At 32.6% G+C, this 19936-nt stretch carries 11 protein-coding genes and 3 pseudogenes; 2 read left to right on the top strand and 12 right to left on the bottom strand.

Features of this window, described 5'->3' with window-relative positions:
- Window positions 1–11: 11 nt before the first annotated feature.
- From AST99_RS02685 to AST99_RS02700, 4 genes are all read right to left on the bottom strand, one after another.
- Window positions 12–1406 (bottom strand): RagB/SusD family nutrient uptake outer membrane protein, encoded by a 1395-nt coding sequence (locus AST99_RS02685; RefSeq protein ID WP_057778854.1) that lies wholly within the window; start codon window positions 1404–1406, stop codon window positions 12–14.
- A gap of 17 nt (window positions 1407–1423) precedes the next feature.
- Window positions 1424–4948: a TonB-dependent receptor gene (locus tag AST99_RS02690; protein ID WP_057778856.1), complete on the bottom strand. Its 3525-nt coding sequence runs from the start codon at window positions 4946–4948 to the stop codon at window positions 1424–1426.
- A gap of 146 nt (window positions 4949–5094) precedes the next feature.
- The gene (locus AST99_RS02695) at window positions 5095–6243 is read right to left on the bottom strand and encodes a FecR family protein (RefSeq protein ID WP_057778858.1); all 1149 of its coding nucleotides are present in this window, start codon (window positions 6241–6243) and stop codon (window positions 5095–5097) included.
- A gap of 92 nt (window positions 6244–6335) precedes the next feature.
- Window positions 6336–6941 (bottom strand): RNA polymerase sigma factor, encoded by a 606-nt coding sequence (locus AST99_RS02700; protein WP_057778860.1) that lies wholly within the window; start codon window positions 6939–6941, stop codon window positions 6336–6338.
- A 567-nt stretch (window positions 6942–7508) separates the two neighbouring features.
- On the opposite strand from AST99_RS02700, the gene AST99_RS02705 reads away from it, so the two are divergent.
- On the top strand, window positions 7509–8255 hold the full coding sequence (locus AST99_RS02705) for a hypothetical protein (protein WP_057778862.1): 747 nt from the start codon (window positions 7509–7511) through the stop codon (window positions 8253–8255).
- A gap of 180 nt (window positions 8256–8435) precedes the next feature.
- Here the strand turns inward: AST99_RS02705 and uxaC are convergent, their stop codons facing one another.
- From uxaC to AST99_RS02720, 3 genes are read right to left on the bottom strand one after another with little or no spacing between them, the layout of a single operon-like run.
- Window positions 8436–9836: a glucuronate isomerase gene (gene uxaC / locus AST99_RS02710; protein ID WP_057778864.1), complete on the bottom strand. Its 1401-nt coding sequence runs from the start codon at window positions 9834–9836 to the stop codon at window positions 8436–8438.
- 19 nt (window positions 9837–9855) lie between these two features.
- A complete protein-coding gene (gene uxuA, locus AST99_RS02715; RefSeq protein WP_057778866.1) occupies window positions 9856–11031 on the bottom strand; it encodes a mannonate dehydratase in 1176 nt (391 codons plus the stop codon).
- Between the two features lie 17 nt (window positions 11032–11048).
- Window positions 11049–11876 (bottom strand): SDR family oxidoreductase, encoded by an 828-nt coding sequence (locus AST99_RS02720; protein WP_057778868.1) that lies wholly within the window; start codon window positions 11874–11876, stop codon window positions 11049–11051.
- Window positions 11877–12061: 185 nt separating this feature from the next.
- On the opposite strand from AST99_RS02720, the gene AST99_RS02725 reads away from it, so the two are divergent.
- The gene (locus AST99_RS02725; protein WP_057778870.1) at window positions 12062–13114 is read left to right on the top strand and encodes a LacI family DNA-binding transcriptional regulator; all 1053 of its coding nucleotides are present in this window, start codon (window positions 12062–12064) and stop codon (window positions 13112–13114) included.
- Window positions 13115–13188: 74 nt separating this feature from the next.
- Here the strand turns inward: AST99_RS02725 and AST99_RS02730 are convergent.
- From AST99_RS02730 to AST99_RS18825, 5 genes and pseudogenes are all read right to left on the bottom strand, one after another.
- Window positions 13189–13428, bottom strand: a pseudogene (locus AST99_RS02730) (DUF4861 family protein); the annotation flags it as partial.
- Between the two features lie 31 nt (window positions 13429–13459).
- Window positions 13460–13732: pseudogene (locus AST99_RS02735) on the bottom strand (5-dehydro-4-deoxy-D-glucuronate isomerase); the annotation flags it as partial.
- 433 nt (window positions 13733–14165) lie between these two features.
- Complete coding sequence (locus tag AST99_RS02740; protein WP_057778876.1) at window positions 14166–15020, bottom strand: glycerophosphodiester phosphodiesterase family protein; 855 nt, start codon at window positions 15018–15020, stop codon at window positions 14166–14168.
- A gap of 1 nt (window position 15021) precedes the next feature.
- A complete protein-coding gene (locus AST99_RS02745) occupies window positions 15022–16566 on the bottom strand; it encodes a RagB/SusD family nutrient uptake outer membrane protein (RefSeq protein ID WP_057778879.1) in 1545 nt (514 codons plus the stop codon).
- An 11-nt stretch (window positions 16567–16577) separates the two neighbouring features.
- A pseudogene (locus AST99_RS18825) lies at window positions 16578–19838 on the bottom strand (SusC/RagA family TonB-linked outer membrane protein).
- Between the last annotated feature and the right edge of the window lie 98 nt (window positions 19839–19936).

Consider the following 19936-nt stretch of genomic DNA (forward strand, 5'->3'; position numbering starts at 1 on the left):
TAAGGAGCTATTTAATTGGAATTTTGCACAAAATTTGTGTTGATATCCATTTCTCTTTGCGGGATAAAAAACAAGTCTCTTACACTTGATGCGGCAATTATTGGTTCTGCCTCACTTACTTTTTCTGCAGCGACACCAAAGCGTTTTAAATCTGGCCATCTGTGATTTTCAAAAGCCAGTTCTAATTGTCTTTCTTCTAATAATTTTTCGCTAAAAGTTCCCGGAGTTGTAGCACTTATCGGACTTAAACCAGCGCGATCTCTAACTTGGTTAATAAGACTGTAAGATTCATCTGTTTCTCCTAAAGCTTCAGCAAGCATTAACAATACATCTGCATATCTAAAAACTATAAAGTTTATATCTGAATCGTATTCTGTTGGTGGATCACTTTCATATTTTCTAACATAATTTGCATCAATAGTTTCACCTGTTGCATTTATATAGGTTGCTCCCATTGAAGATGAAAAACGCGCATCTCCATCTACATAAGACGTTTCCATTTCTGATGTTGGTCTGTTTCTACCATAACCTGAACCTGTTTGCAGAAAAGCACTCGGAGAGAAATCGTTTGTAAAAGCACTTCCTTGTCCTATTCCTCCGCCTAAATATTCAACTTCAAAAATAGATTCTTCATTATGTTCATTAGACGCTCCCCATAAATCGGCATAATCATCTACTAAACTATAACCATAGCTCGCTTGTATTCTTCGCAATACTGTAACTGCTTCAGAATTCTGATTTGTAGTTAATAATACTTTTGCTAATAAAGTTGCTGCTGCACCTTTAGTTGCTCGTCCTAAATCGCTAGCTCCATAAGAAGAGCTTAAGTTTGCTTCGGCTGTTGTTAAATCTATAATTAATTGGGTATATACTGTTGAAGCATCGACTTGAGTTAACTCTTCCCCTGTTGTAAAAGGTTCTAATTGTAACGGAATATTACCATAAGCAACTGCTAAATGATAGTACATTAAAGATCTTAGAAATAAAGCTTCCCCTATAATTCTTGTTTTAACAGCCTCAGTCATTTCTATACCTTCAATTCTAGATAAAATAACATTACAGTTTGCTATTACAGAGTAAGATCCTGTCCATGCCGCAGTAACTTGTTCGTTTAAAGCATCTTCTGTAAATGCATTAATTTCGGTAAATTGTCTTGCTAAACCGGTACCATCTGCACCTTGATCTGTATTATCGCCACGCATTTCGAACATGGTCCAATAAGCACGACCGTAAACACCATCGTCTTGCAAACCAGCATAACTGGCATTTATTGCTGAAACAAAATCATTTTCTGTAGTATAAAAATCGGCTTCATTTCTATTAGAAATTGGAGCTAGATCTGTAAAATCGTCACTACAAGAATTCAGAGCTATTAGGGCTATAAGACATATATATATATTTTTCATATTGTATTATTTTTAAATTAAAAAGAAAGATTTAATCCCACTGTAAAAGACTTTGTTAACGGATAAGCTCCGTAATCTTCTCCAGGTGTTAAACTACTGGTTGGGCTATTACTAACTTCTGGATTGTAACCTAAATAATCTGTTATGGTAAACAAATTAGTACCTGTTACGAAGAATCGCAGTCTATCTATAGACTCTCCAAACACTTCTTTACTTGGTAAAGTATAGCCTAAAGTCATGTTTCTTAATCTTATAAAAGAACCATCTTCAACTTGAAAGGATGATATTCTGTTATTGTTACCATGATTTCCTGATAATCTATCTGCTCTAGGGATATTTCCATCTCCTGGATCCTGCTCAGATTTCCATCTGTTATTAAAAACAGCGTAAGAGTTAAAGTTAGCCTCTCCGTTTTTTAGGTGTCTAGATGTTAAGTTTAAAACTTCGTTCCCTTCTACCCCTTGAATTAAGAATGTAAAATCTACACCTTTATAGGTGAATTTATTAGATATACCCCAAGTAAAATCTGGAAAATAGCTTCCTGTAACTGTTCTATCGTCTGGTGTGATTTCTCCATCTCCATTAACATCTTTAAATCTAAAATCTCCAGGTCCTGCATTTGGTGCTTGCGTATCTACAGGTGCATTTTGTATATCTGCTTCATTTTGATAAATACCATCTACCACGTAACCGTAATAGCTTCCTATTGCTTCGCCAACCTGTGTAATATGTCTAATTCCGGCACTCCCTTCAGAATAAATAGGTTCTCCATCTCCATTAAGAGACAAGACTTCATTTTTATTTGTCGAGAAATTTAGACCTGTTTCCCAAGTAAATGCTCCAACTAAATTTCTACTCTTTAAAGCAATTTCAAAACCTTCATTTTTAACTTCACCAATGTTTTGTAAAGTGGTTTCAAAACCAGAAACCGAAGTAATACCGACATTTAACAGTAAGTCTGAAGTAATGGTTCTATAATAATCTGCCAATAAAAATATTCTGTTATTTATGACACCCAATTCAAGCCCCACGTTAGTTTGCGCAGATTTTTCCCAAGTTAATTCTGGGTTTGGAATGGTAGATTGCATTAAACCGTTGGCTTCATTTCCACTATAATTATAGTTGTTAGGAGATAATAATCCGATAGCTCCGTAGTTAGGAATTTCGAAATTCCCAGTTTCTCCCCAACTGAATCTTACTTTTAATTCTGAAACAAAATCTAGAGAACTCATAAAGTCTTCTTCGCTAACACGCCATCCAAGAGAGAATGATGGAAAATATCCTGTCTGATTGTCTTTCCCGAATCTAGATGATGTATCTGAACGAAATGTCCCTGTAAACAAATACTTATCGTCGTAACTATAATTCATTCTAAATAATGCTGAAGCCAAAGACCATTCTTCTCTAGCAGAACTTCCTGCAAAAACTTGTCCTCCACTAATAGTATGCACTAAATCGTCTGGAAAATTATCTGCTTGTACTTGTTTGATTGTAATGATATCTTTTTGAGCAGAATACCCTGCAACTGCATTAAAGTAATGCACACCATATTCTTTTTCCCAATTTAGAGTGTTTTCCCACAACCAATTTAATTCTGTAGAAGATGACGCTTGCGCATACGATTCGCCTTCTGTTGCTTCTCTGTACAATAATGTGTTTGCTCTATAAAAATCTCTGTTGTATAGGTTTACGTAAGACCCTCCAAATGTTTTTAATGTTAAGCCAGGTTGAATTTCGTAAGATAAACCTAAAGATGCTCTGGTTTGAAATTGAAATAATTTATCGTCTATAGCATCTATTATGGCAAGCGGATTACTCGCTGTTGTAGTACCACCACCCAAATGAGATTGGTTATTAGTTTGATTAGGAGATCCGTCTGAATTATAAGGACTCACTGTTGGAGATTGCACCAAAGCAGAATATACAATTCCAGGAGGTCTAGCAAAATAAGGTGCTGAAGCGGGTTGTCTTTGATTTTCTGTAATGGTTGGTGTAATTCTAAGATCTAAAGTAAATTTATCATTTAACTTAGAATTTAAATTTAGCATTAAATTATAACGTTCGAAACTAGAATTTGGAATTATTCCTTCTTGCTTAAAGTATCCTCCAGAAGCGTGATAACTTGTTTTATTAGAAAGCGGTGTATCGTAAGACAAGTTGTAACTCTGAATAGATCCTGTTTTAAAAATTAAATCTTGCCAATCGGTATCTGTTCCATCCCAGTTTAAAAAAGATTCAGGCATTTCATAATTTTCATTATCTCTATCTCCAGGTCCCATTGGATCATCTGCAGACGCATCTGGATTATCAGATAAATACGCATTGTTTCTTGAGTCTCTTGTATAGTCTATTAATTCTTCAGAGTTCATTAAATCGACCTTATTTGCAACACTTTGTACGGTATAAAACGTATCGAAAGACAATCTGCCTTTGTCTGAAGCTGTTCCGCTTTTGGTAGAAATTAATACCACACCATTACCACCTCTAGAACCATAAATGGCTGCTGCAGAAGCATCTTTTAAAATTTCTATAGACGCAATATCATTAGGATTAATTGTAGCTAATGGATTTACAGGTGGCGCTTGAAAAGAACCGCCTCGTCTCTCTAAATCTCCTTGAATTCCTAAAGTGGTTAAGTTTTTAGATATTGGAATACCGTCTACCACAAATAACGGATCGTTACCTGCAGAAATAGATCCTGAACCACGCACACGTATATTAGGACTAGATCCTGGTTCTCCAGAAACTTCTTGAACTTGCACCCCAGCAACCTGTCCTACAATAGCATTTTCTACGCTAACTACTGGAATATCTGCAATAGCACTTGGAGATACAGAGGCAACTGCACCTGTTACTCTTTTTTTAGATAAAGAACCATAACCCACCACAATCACTTCGTCTAAAGCAGCGGCGTCTGGAAGTAATGTTATTGTTATAGAAGATTTATCTGTTACATTTACTTGCTGTGTTTGGTACCCAACAAAAGACACAATAATAATAACTTCACCAGTAGGTAATTCTAATTCAAAATTTCCGTCAATATCAGAAATTACACCTGTACCTGTACCTTTAATATGGGCCGTAGCTCCTGCAAGAGGAAATCCTGTGTCGTCTACAATGGTACCTTTTAAAATATTTGGAACTGCTTCAACAGCTTTCTTTTCTGAAGTATCTACCTCATTTAAATCGTGAAGTTTTTTGGTAACCACTATTTGATTGGACGTGATACTATAATTTAAATTAGAATTCTCTGATAATTCGCGCAATAATTCTGACAAACGCACTTTATCGGATTCTAAGTTTATTTTTTTATGAACATCTATTTCTGAAGTTTCGTAAAAGAAACGATACCCTGAAGATTTAGTTATGGTTTCGAATACTTTATCGAGGGGCTTGTTTTTTAAATTAACAGACACCATCTCGTTTTGACATTTTAAAACTGTTGCATTTACATGAGTGACAAAAAGCAGAAGTATTAAAAAGGATGCTTTTGTAACCAGCGTAATATTTGGTCTTTTTATTTTGTGTAGTTTTCTTTTCATAAAGCTATTAATAATTTTTAGGTTGGAAATTCGTTTTTTTCTTGAAAGAAGAAATCTGTATCCGTTTTAAGGCGGTTATAAATTCAAATGCATTTGAATTTCTTAAAAACGTTACATCTCATGTTTATAAAGTCATATCATTAAGGTTAAGGATTAGTAATTGTTATTGTCTTCCCTTTTCTTACATAAGAAAAGTTTGTGTGCATTTTAATTGTATTTAAGATCTGTTCGATACTATCATTTTGGAAGCTTCCATTAAATCGCAATGTATTTATGTCGTCAAAATGATTATTTATCGATAAATTATAATGGCGTTCTAAGGTTTTTGTAATATCATCAAAGCGTTCGTTTTCAAAGACTAGTATGCCTTTAGTCCACCCTATATAGTTTTCAACATTTACATTTGTAATTTCGATAGCATCAGAATTTGGTCTAAGCGAAGCCTTTTGCGAAGGTGTTATTAGTTGATAATTATCTGCATCATGCAACGCCTTATTTTGTTTAACTCCTACAGACCCTTCAACCAATACTATTTCTGTATGACATTCGCCTGAATAAGAAGAGACGTTAAATTGCGTTCCATACACTTTAACTACACTGCGTTTTGAAGCCACTAAAAATGATTGTGATTTATCTTTAGCCACATCAAAATAAGCTTCTCCTTCTAAGTACACACTTCTAGCTTCATCTTTATTAAAGGCATTTGGATATTTTAAAGTAGATCCAGAATTTAAGTGTACTTGAGACCCGTCTGATAAAATAACTTTGAAGGTTTTTCCGTAAGGCACCGTTAATACATTTTGGTAATAATTAGCTGTGACTGTAGTTTGAGTATATTTTAAAATACCTTCCTGCATAACGGCTACGTGTTCTCCGTTTGAAGTAATAACCTTATCTTCTATCAAGTTTATAGATTCGTTCTTGTCATTAAGAATTTGTAATGTCACTTGATTGGGATCAAGTTGAATATCATTTAAGCGATCTTGTTTTAAAAAGTAAAATGATGCAAAACAAACACCTATTAATATAGCGGCATATTTAAGGTAAGGAATGAAGGTTTTTAATTGACGCTCTTTTTTATCCTTATGTATTTTAGTTAAGAAATCGTTGAATGCAGAATCTGAGTCTACACTTTTATATTCTAAATCTAGAAGTTGTTGTGCTTTAACAAACTCTTTAAAAATTTTTTGATTCTTTTTTGTTTCAACCCATTTGTATAGCTGTGCTTTTTCTAAAGCTGTAGCTTCAGAATCTAAATACTTTACTATGGTTTTTTTAGCGTTAAATTCTTTCATTTTTAACAAAAATATTATACATATATAGCTTAGACGTATTATTTCTTAAACACCCCCACTCTATATTGATAATATTTTTAAATAAAATGCAATTAGTTTTTTAAAAAGAAATCTTTCTTTAAATAAGTAATGAGTAAAAACAGAGATTCTGAGCTGTCTTTTAAATTTTCTCTAAGTCTTTTTAAAGCCTTAGTCATATGTCGCTCTACAGTTTTAATAGAGATATTGAGCTCTTCAGATATTTCTCTATATTTTAAACCGTCTTTTTTACCCAGTAAAAACACCTTTTTACATTGTTCTGGTAATTTATCGACTTCGGTGATTAGAAGTTGTAGCATTTTATCGAAATCAACTACAGGAGATTCAACCATCTCATTAACTACTTCGTATTTTAACTGCTCTATAAGAAGATTTTTTTGTGTGTGTTCTCGCGTTAAATCTATAAATAGATTATAGGCAATCCTAAACATGTACTTTTTTAAGGAATAGTCTATACTTAAGGATTCTCTTTTATTCCAAACTTTAATGTAAGCTTGTTGTACGATATCTTTAGACACATCCATGCTTCCAGAAATAGTACTTATATAATGACACAATTCTGAATAATACAACTTGTATAGATGTTTATAGGCGACTTCATCGCCTACTTTTAACCTATGTATAAGTATATCTTCATTATCGTAATTATGTATTATCATTCAAGTCATTGACAAATTGACTCTAAAACTACCTATTCTTTTCTTAAAATATAAGCAATCATCGATTTAATTAATAAATCAGAATTAAAAATTCATTATTATAAATAATTGGGTTGTAAATAATTTAATTATGTGATTAATACCAAACAATTCTGACAAAATGTAAGAAAAAACGCGTTACTTAATTAACCTATTTAAAATCTTTAGAAACATTTGCAATAAAAATCACTCTCAAACACCCTAACAGAACAGTCTTAATTATATGCATAATGTTTAGTGTATTTTAGTTTTAAAATTTAAATACACTATTCCTTATAATAATTTGTAGGAGAATATATCATAACATTTTGTATTGCAGATTTCGCACACAATTAAAAGTTAAATACATGAATTTCAGTACTTATATAAATATTTATCTGTAAATTTAGGTAGAATAAAATTTTACTTATGACAAACATTACTCATGATTAGAGAATTCAAATCACACTAACACAATTAATACATTAAACTATTATACATGTTTAGCGAATTTCAATAATCATATTTAACCTTTTATCTCTTTGCATTATGATAGCCATTGACAACTTATTTCGCGACATTTCCTCTGGACCTCCTAAAAAGGCAGCTTTAAAAAAAGCGACAGAGGTTAATAGATTATACGACAGATTAAAAAAAGGAACTATAAAATTATTAATTCCTGAACATTTTGAAACACCAACTACATCGGAAAAAATAATGCAGTCTATTCCGTGCAGAAAACATCTTAGAATGTCTTTTGAACATCAAGAACAAGTTAGTGATGATGAAAAAATTTCTACTTTCACTCCTGATATTCTTACAGTACATACTATGAAGATTCCGAAAGGATACGTGCCTATAAAAGCAGTTCTACATTATAAAGTATACACTAATTCTGAAGAAAATTTACGTATAAATTTTAAAATTGGTCGTAAATGCATCACTATAAAACCGGTTTCTGAGGCCCAAAAAACAGTACTAAATAATACAGCCATTGAACATGAAAATTATTCACTTTTTGATGGTGACTTAGAAATTAATTTAAAAGATATACCTGTAGATCTGGTAAACAAAACTAATGAAATGCCATTTTCTATATTTTTAAAAGCAACGAAACATTATACTTTTAACTTATTAATTGGTTGTAATCAAGAAAAAACCACAACCTCATATAATTGGCCCAAAACGTCGTATAACAGAATAAAAGACTCTTATAACAAACAACAAGAAGCTTACGAGATGAAACTTCGTGAACAACAACAATATAACGAACATTCATTATTTGACATGATCTAAAAGTGTAATAATCGCTTTTACAGCATTAATTAAATTGTTTAATTAATTTACATACATTACTTAAACTAAAACAGAACTATTGAATATGCGCTTTAAAAAGACAGATCAATAGTTCTGTTTACATATAAGCAATATTGATTTTAATAGTTAATCGGAGATATTAATTGGCTATATTTTTTATTAAAATTCAAAATAATTTTTGGCGTTATTGTAGCTAATATCAGACACCATTTTACCAATCCATTCCATGTCGTTTGGTAATTCTCCGCGTTTAATTTCATCTCCTAAAAGATTACAAAGAATTCGTCTAAAATATTCATGTCTAGGAAATGATAAGAAACTTCTAGAATCTGTTAGCATTCCTATAAAACAACTAATTAAGCCCATATTAGAAAGCGTGTTCAATTGCTTAGTCATTCCATCTTTTTGATCTAAAAACCACCAACCAGAACCCCATTGTACTTTTCCTCTCACACTACCATCGTTAAAATTTCCAATCATAGTCGCCATAACTTCATTATCAGCTGGATTCAAATTATAAATAATGGTTTTGGTTAATTTATCTTTACTATCTAAAGCATTTAAAAAAGCAGATAATTTTTCTGCTTGCGAATAATCACCAATAGAATCCCAACCTGTATCAGGACCTAAAAGTGTATGCATTCGCTTATTATTATTACGAAGTGCTCCTAAATGAAATTGTTGCACCCAACCATATTCATGATAGGTTTCGCATAAAAATACTAGTACTGCAGTTTGAAACTTTGCTGCTTCTAAACTTGTAATCGCTTTACCTTCTAATTGCTGCTTTAAAATGGAGTCTACTTCATTTTCTGTATAGTTTTCAAAATACATTTTATCTAAACCGTGGTCACATAATCGACAACCACTGTCATGAAAAAAATGAATTCTTTTAATTAAAGCATCACATAAACTGGAAAATGAATTTATATGAACTCCCGCTGATCCACCTAAAGCAATTAAATACTCATTATAACCTTCGTGAGAAATAAATATAGCTTTATCAGGTCTAAAAGCTGTACTAACTTTCACTCCAAAATTCTCTTGTGATAATTGATGATGGTATTCTAAAGAGTCAATAGGATCTTCAGTGGTGCAAACCAATTCTGCATTTACCTTTTTCAATAATCCCCTACAGCTATACGCTCCAGAATTTAATTTCATCTTGGTTTCATCCCATATCTTTTCAGCCGATTTTTCATTCAATAATTCTGTAATATCGAAGTATCTTGCTAATTCTAAATGCGTCCAATGATATAGCGGATTACGCATAGTATAGGGTACCGTTTTTGCCCAGTTTAGAAACTTATCTTTATCTGAACTGTTCCCTGTTATAAATTCTTCTTTTATCCCTAAAGTACGCATGGCTCGCCACTTGTAATGATCCCCTTTAATCCAAACATTAGTGATATTCTCAAAGGTAACATCGTCTGCAATTTGTTGAGGCGACAAGTGGTTATGATAATCTATAATAGGCTGATTTTTTGAATAATTATGATATAATTCTTCAGCGTATTTATTTTCTAATAAAAAGTTGTCGTGAATAAAACTTGTACTCATAGCTTAAAAATTTTAATCCTTAAAGAGATTTTTTTATTCCTAACTCTAACCCTCTTAACTCAGCCAAACCTCTTAATCTACCTATTCCTGAATATCCTGGATTCGTTTTTTTATGTAAATCATCCAACATTTGATGACCATGATCTGGACGCATCGGAATAATTGCATCTTCCATTCCTGCGGCTGTTCTACGACGCTCTTCAATAACAACTTCTTTAACTAAACCAAACATATCTACATCGCCTTCTAAATGGTTCGCTTCATGAAAATTTCCTTTAGCATCGCGCTGTGTACTTCTAAAATGTAGAAAATGTACCCGATTTGCAAAACGTTTAAAAATGCTTAGTAAATCGTTATCTGCTCTTACACCTAAAGATCCCGTACAAAATGTAATTCCGTTAGCTCTATCTGGAACTTGTTCGAATAAATAAGCATAATCTGCTTCTGTACTCACCACTCTTGGTAGTCCTAAAATTTGATATGGTGGATCGTCTGGGTGAATGCACATTAAGACACCATTTTCTGATGCTATTGGAATAATTTCCTTTAAAAAAGCAACTAAATTTGCTTTTAATTGCTGTGCATTTATATTAGCGTAGGTGTCTAAAATAGCTTGAAACTGCTCTAGCGTATAACCTTCTTCTGCTCCAGGTAAACCTGCAATAATATTATTTATTAGCTTCTGTTTTTCGTCTTCAGACAATGTTTCAACATAAGCTTTAGCTTCTGCTTGTAATGTCTCTGAATAGTCTTCTGTGGCACCTGGACGCTGTAATAAATACAATTCAAAAGCGGCAAATGCCACCACATCAAAACGCAAAGCTTTAGAACCGTCTTCTACTTCAAAAGCTAAATCTGTACGGGTCCAGTCTAAAACTGGCATAAAATTGTAACATACAATCTTAACACCACATGCTGCTAAATTCTTAATACTTTGCTTATAATTTTCAATGTATTCTTTAAAATTACCAGAACGTGTTTTTATATTTTCATGAACCGGAATACTTTCTACCACGCTCCATGTTAATCCCATTTTTTCAATGGCTTCTTTTCGTTTTGTAATCTCATCTACACTCCAAACGGTTCCATTAGGAATATGATGTAATGCATTAACAATTCCTGTTGCACCTGCTTGTTTTATATCTGATAAGGATACGGGATCGTTCGGACCGTACCAACGCCATGTTTGTTCCATGTTATTCTATTTTATTATTAAACACCACTATATGCACTAAATCCACCATCTATAGGAATTACAACTCCCGTAACAAATGCAGATTTTTCATCGCATAAATATAAGGTTGTACTTACTAAATCTTCTGGTACACCGTAGCGCCCCATAGGCGTCTGATCAATAATTTGCTGACCACGTTGTGTTAAACTTCCGTCTTCGTTAGTTAATAAGGTTCTGTTTTGATCTGTAAGAAAAAATCCTGGGGCTAAAGCATTGACACGAATACCAACCTTAGAAAAGTGTACGGCTAACCATTGTGTAAAATTAGAGACCGCTGCTTTTGCTCCACTATAAGCTGGAATTTTAGTTAATGGTGTAAAAGCATTCATAGATGAAATATTTAAAATACTACATCCTGGTTTTCCCACCATATCTTTAGCAAAAATTTGAGTTGGTAATAACGTCCCTATAAAGTTTAAGTTGAATACAAATTCAATTCCTTTAGGATCTAAATCAAAAAAAGTCTTAAAACCTTCTGTTGTATTTTCCAAATCAGCTTCTAATAAGTGAGGATTAGAAGTTGTGCCTAGCGGATGATTCCCTCCTGCTCCATTGACAAGAATATCACAAGAGCCTAATTTTTCATTAACCTCTAATTTAGCAGCTTCTAAAGAATCCTTTTCTAAGACATTTGCAACAACACCAATAGCAATTCCGCCATCGGCTTTAATCTCTTCTGCCACAGCATCAGCTGCTTCTTTCTTTAAATCTAAAACTGCTATTTTATGACCTTGTTTAGACAAAGCCTTTGCTAAAGTGCTGCATAATACACCACCTGCTCCAGTTACTACTACTACTTTACTCATATATTTAGATATTACTATTTTTACTGTAAATTATTGCGAAACACACATTTCGTGTGCGCACACAAAAAAATAATAAAAATTCGTGTGCGCACACAAAAATGTTATATATATTTATCAAATATTTTAAACGTCACAAATCTTATGAAATAGAGATGTGATTTAAAACCTATTTTTTATCCCTTTATATGAAAACCATAAAAGAAATCGCTCAAGAAGCTCATGTATCCGAAGGCACCGTAGATCGGGTTTTACATAATCGTGGTGGCGTTTCTAAAAAAACAGAAGAAAAAGTTAAAGCTATTATAAAAGCTTATAATTTTAGTGTTAATCCTGTAGCGAGTGCACTGGCATTAAAAAATAAATTTACTATTGCGGCTTTAATTCCCGTAAATAATAAGTCCGATTTGTTTTGGAAATCACCTCATTTAGGTATTACAAAAGCTGCTGAAGATGTTAAAACCTTCGGCACTCAAGTACACACTCAAACATACAACCAACAGAAACCAGAGTCTTATTTAGAAACCTTTCACAAGCTTTTAAAAGAACAGCCTTCAGCCTTTATAATCGCACCAAGCTTTTATAATGAAACCAAAGAAATTGTCACTATTTTAGAAGCACAAAACATTCCTTACATATTCTTAAATATTGAAATTGAAGGCTTTAACAATTTATCATTTGTGGGACAAGATTCCTTTACAGCTGGTTATATTGCTGCCAAATTGATACAACCTAAAACACTTGAAACTTCTCAGTTTTTAATCATTCAATCCCGAAAAAATATTACCTCTAATAATGCTGTATTTAAACGTATTGAAGGTTTTAAAAACTATTTTTTAAAAAATAAAATGTCTCATAATATTTTAACGCTTGAAATTGAGAGTCAGGATTCCAAAGCGACAAGGCAAACAAAAATAAATTCGTTTTTAAACGAACATCCAAATATAAAGGGTGTGTTTGTGCCTTCTAGTCGGATACACATGATTGTTGATTGTATTTCAGATCAATATCTAAATGCATTAGAATTGATTGGTTTTGATAATACACCTCAAAACATTGAGTGTTTAATGCATGATTCTGTTTCATTTTTAATCTCTCAAAAACCATTTGATCAGGGCTATAATGCGATTAAATTAATGAACGATTATTTGGTTAAGAACGTTATACCAAATCATAAAATATATCTACCAATAGATATTCTTATTAAAGAAAATGTGATTTATAACGAGAATAGTTATTAAGTTATTTATAATCTTAAAAACAGAAAGCGGTTTCAAAACCTAAATTTTGAAACCGCTTTCAATTAGTTTTGTTCTTATTTATTATATGTAACTTCTAATGGTGCATTTATTTTTTGTGAAAATTCACTTAAATAAGCTTCCCATGAGGCTTTTGTTGGATATTGTTGTGACTCTTTCCAAGCTAAACCAGCGTAATATACGACTTTATTATCATTCACTTTAAGTTGTGCATACAGATTACTACGATCTGTCAGATCTGTAACATAGTAATCTGAGGCTGTCATAACCCCTTTTGGTGCAACTACTGCTGTTCCTAACTCAGAATCAAAGTATTCAGATTCCCGTTACAGTTCCGTTTCCGCCTACATTGATAATACCCAATTCTCTACGCTCTAAAAAATATTCCGCTTTTAAAGGATCTATGGTTTCTAATGTTAAGGCTACTGAGGTGGGTACTGCAGAACCTGCAATGTAACGATCATAATGCGTATAGGTTAAATTAATTGTTCCGTCCTGCATTAAATTATCTATTAAAAATTCGGCTCTTAAAGCTTCAGTATCGTAAGTCTTTACAGTACTCGGGCTTGAGGCGTAACGCGTTTCATAATTCGTATTCATTCTAATGGGTTTTAAATATTTTCAATAATTAATCATCTGAAAAATCACCTCCAAAACACTTCGTATAATTTTATAAGCAGAGCGACTAAACTAATTGGCAAATGATAAGATGAAATTAGACATAACCAAATGTACATTAGTCTTAAAAATTACATATATACACATGTTCCTAATACCTCGTACACATGTGCCTTTCTAGAAATTATGTATCAGATTGTAACATATGTGCCAATGATTTTAAATAGATATAGACTTACTATCTTTTTATAGCATTAAACATCTTTATGTTTTTGCGAACAAAATGAATACCTTAAAATTTAAAATACTTTTAACTTTAAATACTATACAAACAACAGGTAAAAAAAAAGACTCCATGAATAACTAAATATTCACAGAGTCCAAATGAAAAAAAATCAAACAAATAATAATGTTTTTAATTTCTGTATCCTTTCATATTTAAATAATCTAAAAGTTGTTGTGGAAAATCGGTTTGAATTATGTTAATGTATTTTTTATCAAAACATTTTTCGAAACCTGTATATTTTTCTAAACGTTCTAGATCGTCATAATCTCCTAATGCGTTTACCCATACACGCATCCCTTTATCGAATGCTTTTTTCAACAACTCATCTGTATAAAACCGATCATCAACTTGAATAACCGTGACATAATCAAATTTTAAAATGTTTTCTACATCTGCTGCAGAATATGCTCTTGGCATAATTTTCACATCTGGATTCAATGCATAAACCATCGGAACTTTTTTATAATCGTACAAATAGAAAATCACTTCCTTTTGCATTCCTTTTTTCTTGATCAGCTTATAAGTGTTTTTAATAGCACGCTCGCTCTTTGCTTTAAAATCTAGGTCTAACAAAATATTACCTTTAGCTAGCTTAAAAACATCTTCTAAGGTTGGTATGTTTTCATTAGTTATACTATCTCCTATTTTAAGCTTTAAGTCTTTTAAATCTTTCCACTTTAGATCTTTAACAATTCCGGTCCCATTAGTGGTTCGATCTAAAGTACCATCGTGCATTATAATAAGTTTACCATCTTTAGTTTCTCTTAAATCTAATTCAGCAATATCAACTCCTATTCTTATAGCTTCTCTAATAGCCTCTAATGAATTTTCAGGATATGTATCATGCACAGCTCTATGCGCTACAGACAACACATAATGTTGATTATGGTAATTAGCAATTAAACTATCTAACTTTGTATTTTGAGCAAAACTTGTTAAGCTTATAACTGTTACAGCTAACAAAAAAAGTATATTTTTTTTCATTTTAGTATCCTGGGTTTTGTGGAAATTCTACATCACTTAAATCTATTTGAGACTGCGGAATGGGTCTCAGTGTATGATAGCTTTGAATGTTATTGGCTCCATTAGGATTATATGCTTTTACACGCTCTTCTAATTTACCGGTTCTTACTAAATCCATCCAACGCATTTCTTCTCCTCCTAACTCTCTTGCACGTTCGTCTAGAATAAAATCTAGAGTGACATCGCTAGCAGAAATAGTTTCTAACTCTGTATTAGATTTAGCCGCTCTTGCTCTTACAATATTAATGTAGTTTGCTGCCTCTTCTTGTTTGCCTTGATACAGTAATGCTTCTGACAGCAGTAAATACGTTTCTGACAAACGACTTACAAAAAAGTCTCTAAACCCGGCTTGATCTTGAAAACTTGCTCGTGTTGGGTCGTCATGTTTTTTCATCCCCCAATGCATCAAATCTGTATTTGGAGCTATTTTAGAATATGTGCCATCTTCGGCTTCCCAAATAACAGTATCGCCTATGGCCGCTCCTTCAGGTAAAGACTCTTCGTTATTGTAAGTCCAAGTATATCTAAACGTTTCATCGAATCGGGAATCGTTTTCTTCGAAAAGATTTCTATAAAATTCGGTTGGTCTAAATCGTGTAAATGGTCGTCCGCCTTGGGTTACATCTCTTGTTAATCCTGCATACAAATCGTAAGCCGGTGTAAAATATAAGTGACCTTGATTACCACTTCCATTACTTAACACATCTGTACCATATTGAACAGCAAAAATGATTTCACTGTTTACCTGATTATCATATTCAAAAACATCTGCATATGTATTTTGCAATTGGTAAGGGCCATTTTCTATAAGTTCAATGCCATGACTTTCCGCAGATGCATAATCATTCATTAATAAGTTTATTTTTATTAATTGATGTAATGCCGCTCCTTTAGTTATACGGCCAGTTTCTGATGCTGTCCATTCCAAATTTTCAACAGCAAATTCGGTATCAGTTTTCATAAATTCCCAAATAGTCTCTTTAGATGTTCTTACGCCATCGGTTTCTACTCCTGTAGTTTCATTTTCTTTTAAAACCACATCCCCAAATTGTAAGGTTAACCAATAGTAATAATGCGCTCTTAAAAATCTGACCTCAGCTTTAAACGTTGTTTTTTGTGCCTCAGAAATCTCTTCAACAAGATCTATCCTATCTAAAACCGTATTTGCAGCGTTTATACCTAAATAACAATTGGTCCATATATTATTAATATAGGTCATGGATGAATTTAATTCTGAAGTATACAGATCCATCGCTTTATAGCTTCCATCTTTTCCATGCCTAAATAAATCTGTTCCAAAGGTTGTAAGTGTAAACCCGGATTGAATTCCGTATAAATCTCTTAATAGAGAATATGTACCATCTACTCCACTTTCTATTCCACTAGCTGTTTTATAAATAACATCTGGTGTCGCTTCAGAAACAGGTTCTTCTTCGAGACTACATGACGTTATAAACAGACAAAAACTTAAGGTTAGGAATGCTAAAATTTTATATTCTTTTTTCATTTTTAAGCAAGTTAAAAGGTTAAATTTAATCCCATTGAAAGGGTTTGAACAGAAGGATATAAGGCTCTATCTCCATCAGATTCAAATTCTGGATCTAGTCCCTCGTAAGACGTAAATGTGAACGGATTATCTGCTGTAATATTAAAAGACAGATCTTTTATTTTCAATCTATCTAATACAGGATTAGGTATAGAATAACTAAACACTATGTTACGCACACGAACAAAACTGACATCTTTATATGTTAAGGTAGAACCTAAGTATACACTTTCTTGGCTAACGTTTGGTCTTGGATTTGCGTTTGTTGGATTTTCTGGTGTCCAATAATCTACATCTATATTATTATATCTACCTGCCAATCTGTTATTGTTTTCATACCATCTAGAATAAGTTTTAGCATTTTGTCTGGTGTATATTACAAAAGAGAAACCAAAACCTTTATAATTAATTCTATTGGTTAAACCACCAATCCAATCTGGTGTTTCGGATCCTAAAATGGTACGATCGTCTGCATTAATTATTCCGTTATTATCTATATCTTCTACTTTAATTTGGCCAGGCTCAAAACCATAACTTTCTGCAAGTTCGGCTTCATCTAACTGCCATATCCCTGTTTTTTTATAGTCATAAAATACATTTATAGGATTTCCTAAAAACCATTCATTACCAATATCATCTAAACCATCTCCATATAATTCTGTAATTTTATTGGTGTTTTTAGAGAAGTTTAAATCTACATTCCAATTAAAGTTATCTGTATTTATAATATTTTTTATAGACAAGTTAACTTCAATTCCTTTATTTTCTGTAGATCCAATGTTTTCAAACACGGTAGAAAACCCTGAACTAGAAGGTAAACTACGTGGTAACAACAGGTCTTCTGTTTGAGCGACATAATAGTTTATAGAACCACTTAACTTTTGTTTCCAAATCTCGAAGTCTAACCCCACATTAAATTGTTTAGTAGTTTCCCAAGTTAAATTTGGATTAGAGACCGTGTTAGGTATAAACCCAATAACACCACTATCTCCAAACATATATTCTACTTTTTCTAAAACACTAAAGGTTTGGTAAGGTTCTATTCCCGTATTCCCTGTTTCCCCATAACTCACTCTTAATTTTAAGTCTGAAACAGCTTCTTGAGATACATTAAAAAAAGACTCTTCAGACAGTCTCCAAGCTAATGCAGCAGAAGGAAAGAATCCCCATTTATTACCTTCCGAAAATCTAGAAGATCCATCTGCTCTTGCTGTAAAAGTTAACAAATATCTATCGTCGAACTGATAATTTAATCGGCCAGTAAAAGACAATAAATCCCAATGTTTATAATTACTTCCTACTCCAGATACTTCTCCCGCTGTTGATAGATTGTTATAAGACTGAGAGTCGTATGGCAAGTTTGAAACATTGGTATAACTACTTTTAGTTGTTTGAGTTTGAAAACTGTGTACAGCCGTTGCTGAAAACTCATGCTTATCGTTAAATGTATTAGCATAATTTAATATGTTTTCGATAGTAAATGAAAACACATCAGAATCACTTACACCTGCAGTAGATAAACCACCCTGATTGTTTGTTGTCTCACTACCATAAAAATACCCGCGATTTCCTATTTCTAAATCTGGTCCAATATTTAATCTGTAACTTAAATGATCGTTAAAATTATATGTTCCATAGATACTTGCAAACACATGAGTTACATAACGCTCGTCTACAGAATTTTGTAAATCTGACAACGGGTTTACTCGCTGACTTTCATCGTTAGTCGGTCTAAATCTTGCAGTACCATCATCATTATAAGGAATACCTAGCGGATTTAATCTTAACACATTATCTTACAAATCGTTCTGAACAACATTTTGTTTAGATCGGCTTAAAAAAGAAGACACTCCTATTTTAAATTGATTGACTTTATGATCTAAGTTGATTCTTATAGATCCCCGTTGGTAATTTGCATGATCTACAATTCCTTTTTCTTGATAAAAATTTAAAGACGTCGCAAATTGTGTCTGCTCTTTTCCTCCGTTAATGGACAACTGATAATTTTCTTTACTTCCAGGATGATAAGTAAAATCTTGCCAATCTGTATCTGTACCATTTGCAAGAGATGCTAAAGCAATATTATCAAAAATATCTTCATCGTCTGGGTAAATCTCGTTGTCTGATACCGTTCGGTTTGCTTCACGTCTTAATTGAGCAAACTCTTCTCCATTCATTAAATCTAATTTATTAATTGGTGTTGTTAACCCGTAAAATGAAGTAAAAGCAATACGAGTTTTTCCAGATTTACCACGTTTAGTCGTGATAAGAATAACGCCGTTTGATGCTCGAGACCCATAAATTGCTGTTGCAGAAGCATCTTTAAGAATTTCCATAGATGCTATATCATTTGGATTAATCTCATCAAAACCTGTATTTATAGGAATACCATCTAAAACAATTAACGGACTATTATCTGCTCCTATAGAGTTATTTCCACGAATACTAATATTAACAGAACTACCTGGCTCATTACTTGAATTGAATACATCTACACCAGCGACTTTTCCTTTCATTGCACTTAATGGATTTGACACTGGAATCTCCTCAAAATCTTTCTGATTTATTGAAGATACTGCTCCTGTAACATCCCTTTTCTTTTGCTGACCGTATCCAATAACCAGAACCTCATCTAGCCCAGTAATATTCTCTACCAATATAACTTTGTTATACGACGTCGCTTTAATCTCTTGTTGATCGTACCCGATATGATTAAAAAGTAACACATCTGTATTAGGTGTAGCTAAAATTTCAAAATTTCCATCAAAATCGGTGATTGTGCCTACATTAGTGCCTTTAACTAAAACATCTACACCTGGGAGCGGAAAATTATTAACATCAACCACCATACCTTTACATAAGATTTGCTGTTGTACCTCTAGCTTATTTTCAATTTTTACAGAGACTATATTATTAGAAATACTATATCCAATTTGCATTTGGTCTGCCAATTGGTTTAACACTGTAGAGACACGCTCTGTAGTATTAGAAAATGAAATGGTTTTTTTAATTTTTCTAACCTCATCGGAAAAGATAAAATCTAAAGAAGTTTGGTTTTCTATAGATTCGAAAACCTGAATTATAGTTGCATTTTTAAGATTTAACACCACTACGGTGTCGTCTTTAATATTTGGCATTAAAGTTGTTGCATGAATAACCTGAACACAACAAATACAGAAGTATACAATTGCCAATTGTAATGGTTTTATACTTTTTTTTGAAACAAAATACATATTTTGAATATATTTGATATTTAAATTAATTTTTACGGATTAGTTTAACTCCGCTCGATATTGGTTGCACCCTTTATCGAGCTTTTTTTGGTCTAATT

This window comes from Formosa algae (assembly GCF_001439665.1).
Lineage (GTDB): Bacteria > Bacteroidota > Bacteroidia > Flavobacteriales > Flavobacteriaceae > Formosa > Formosa algae.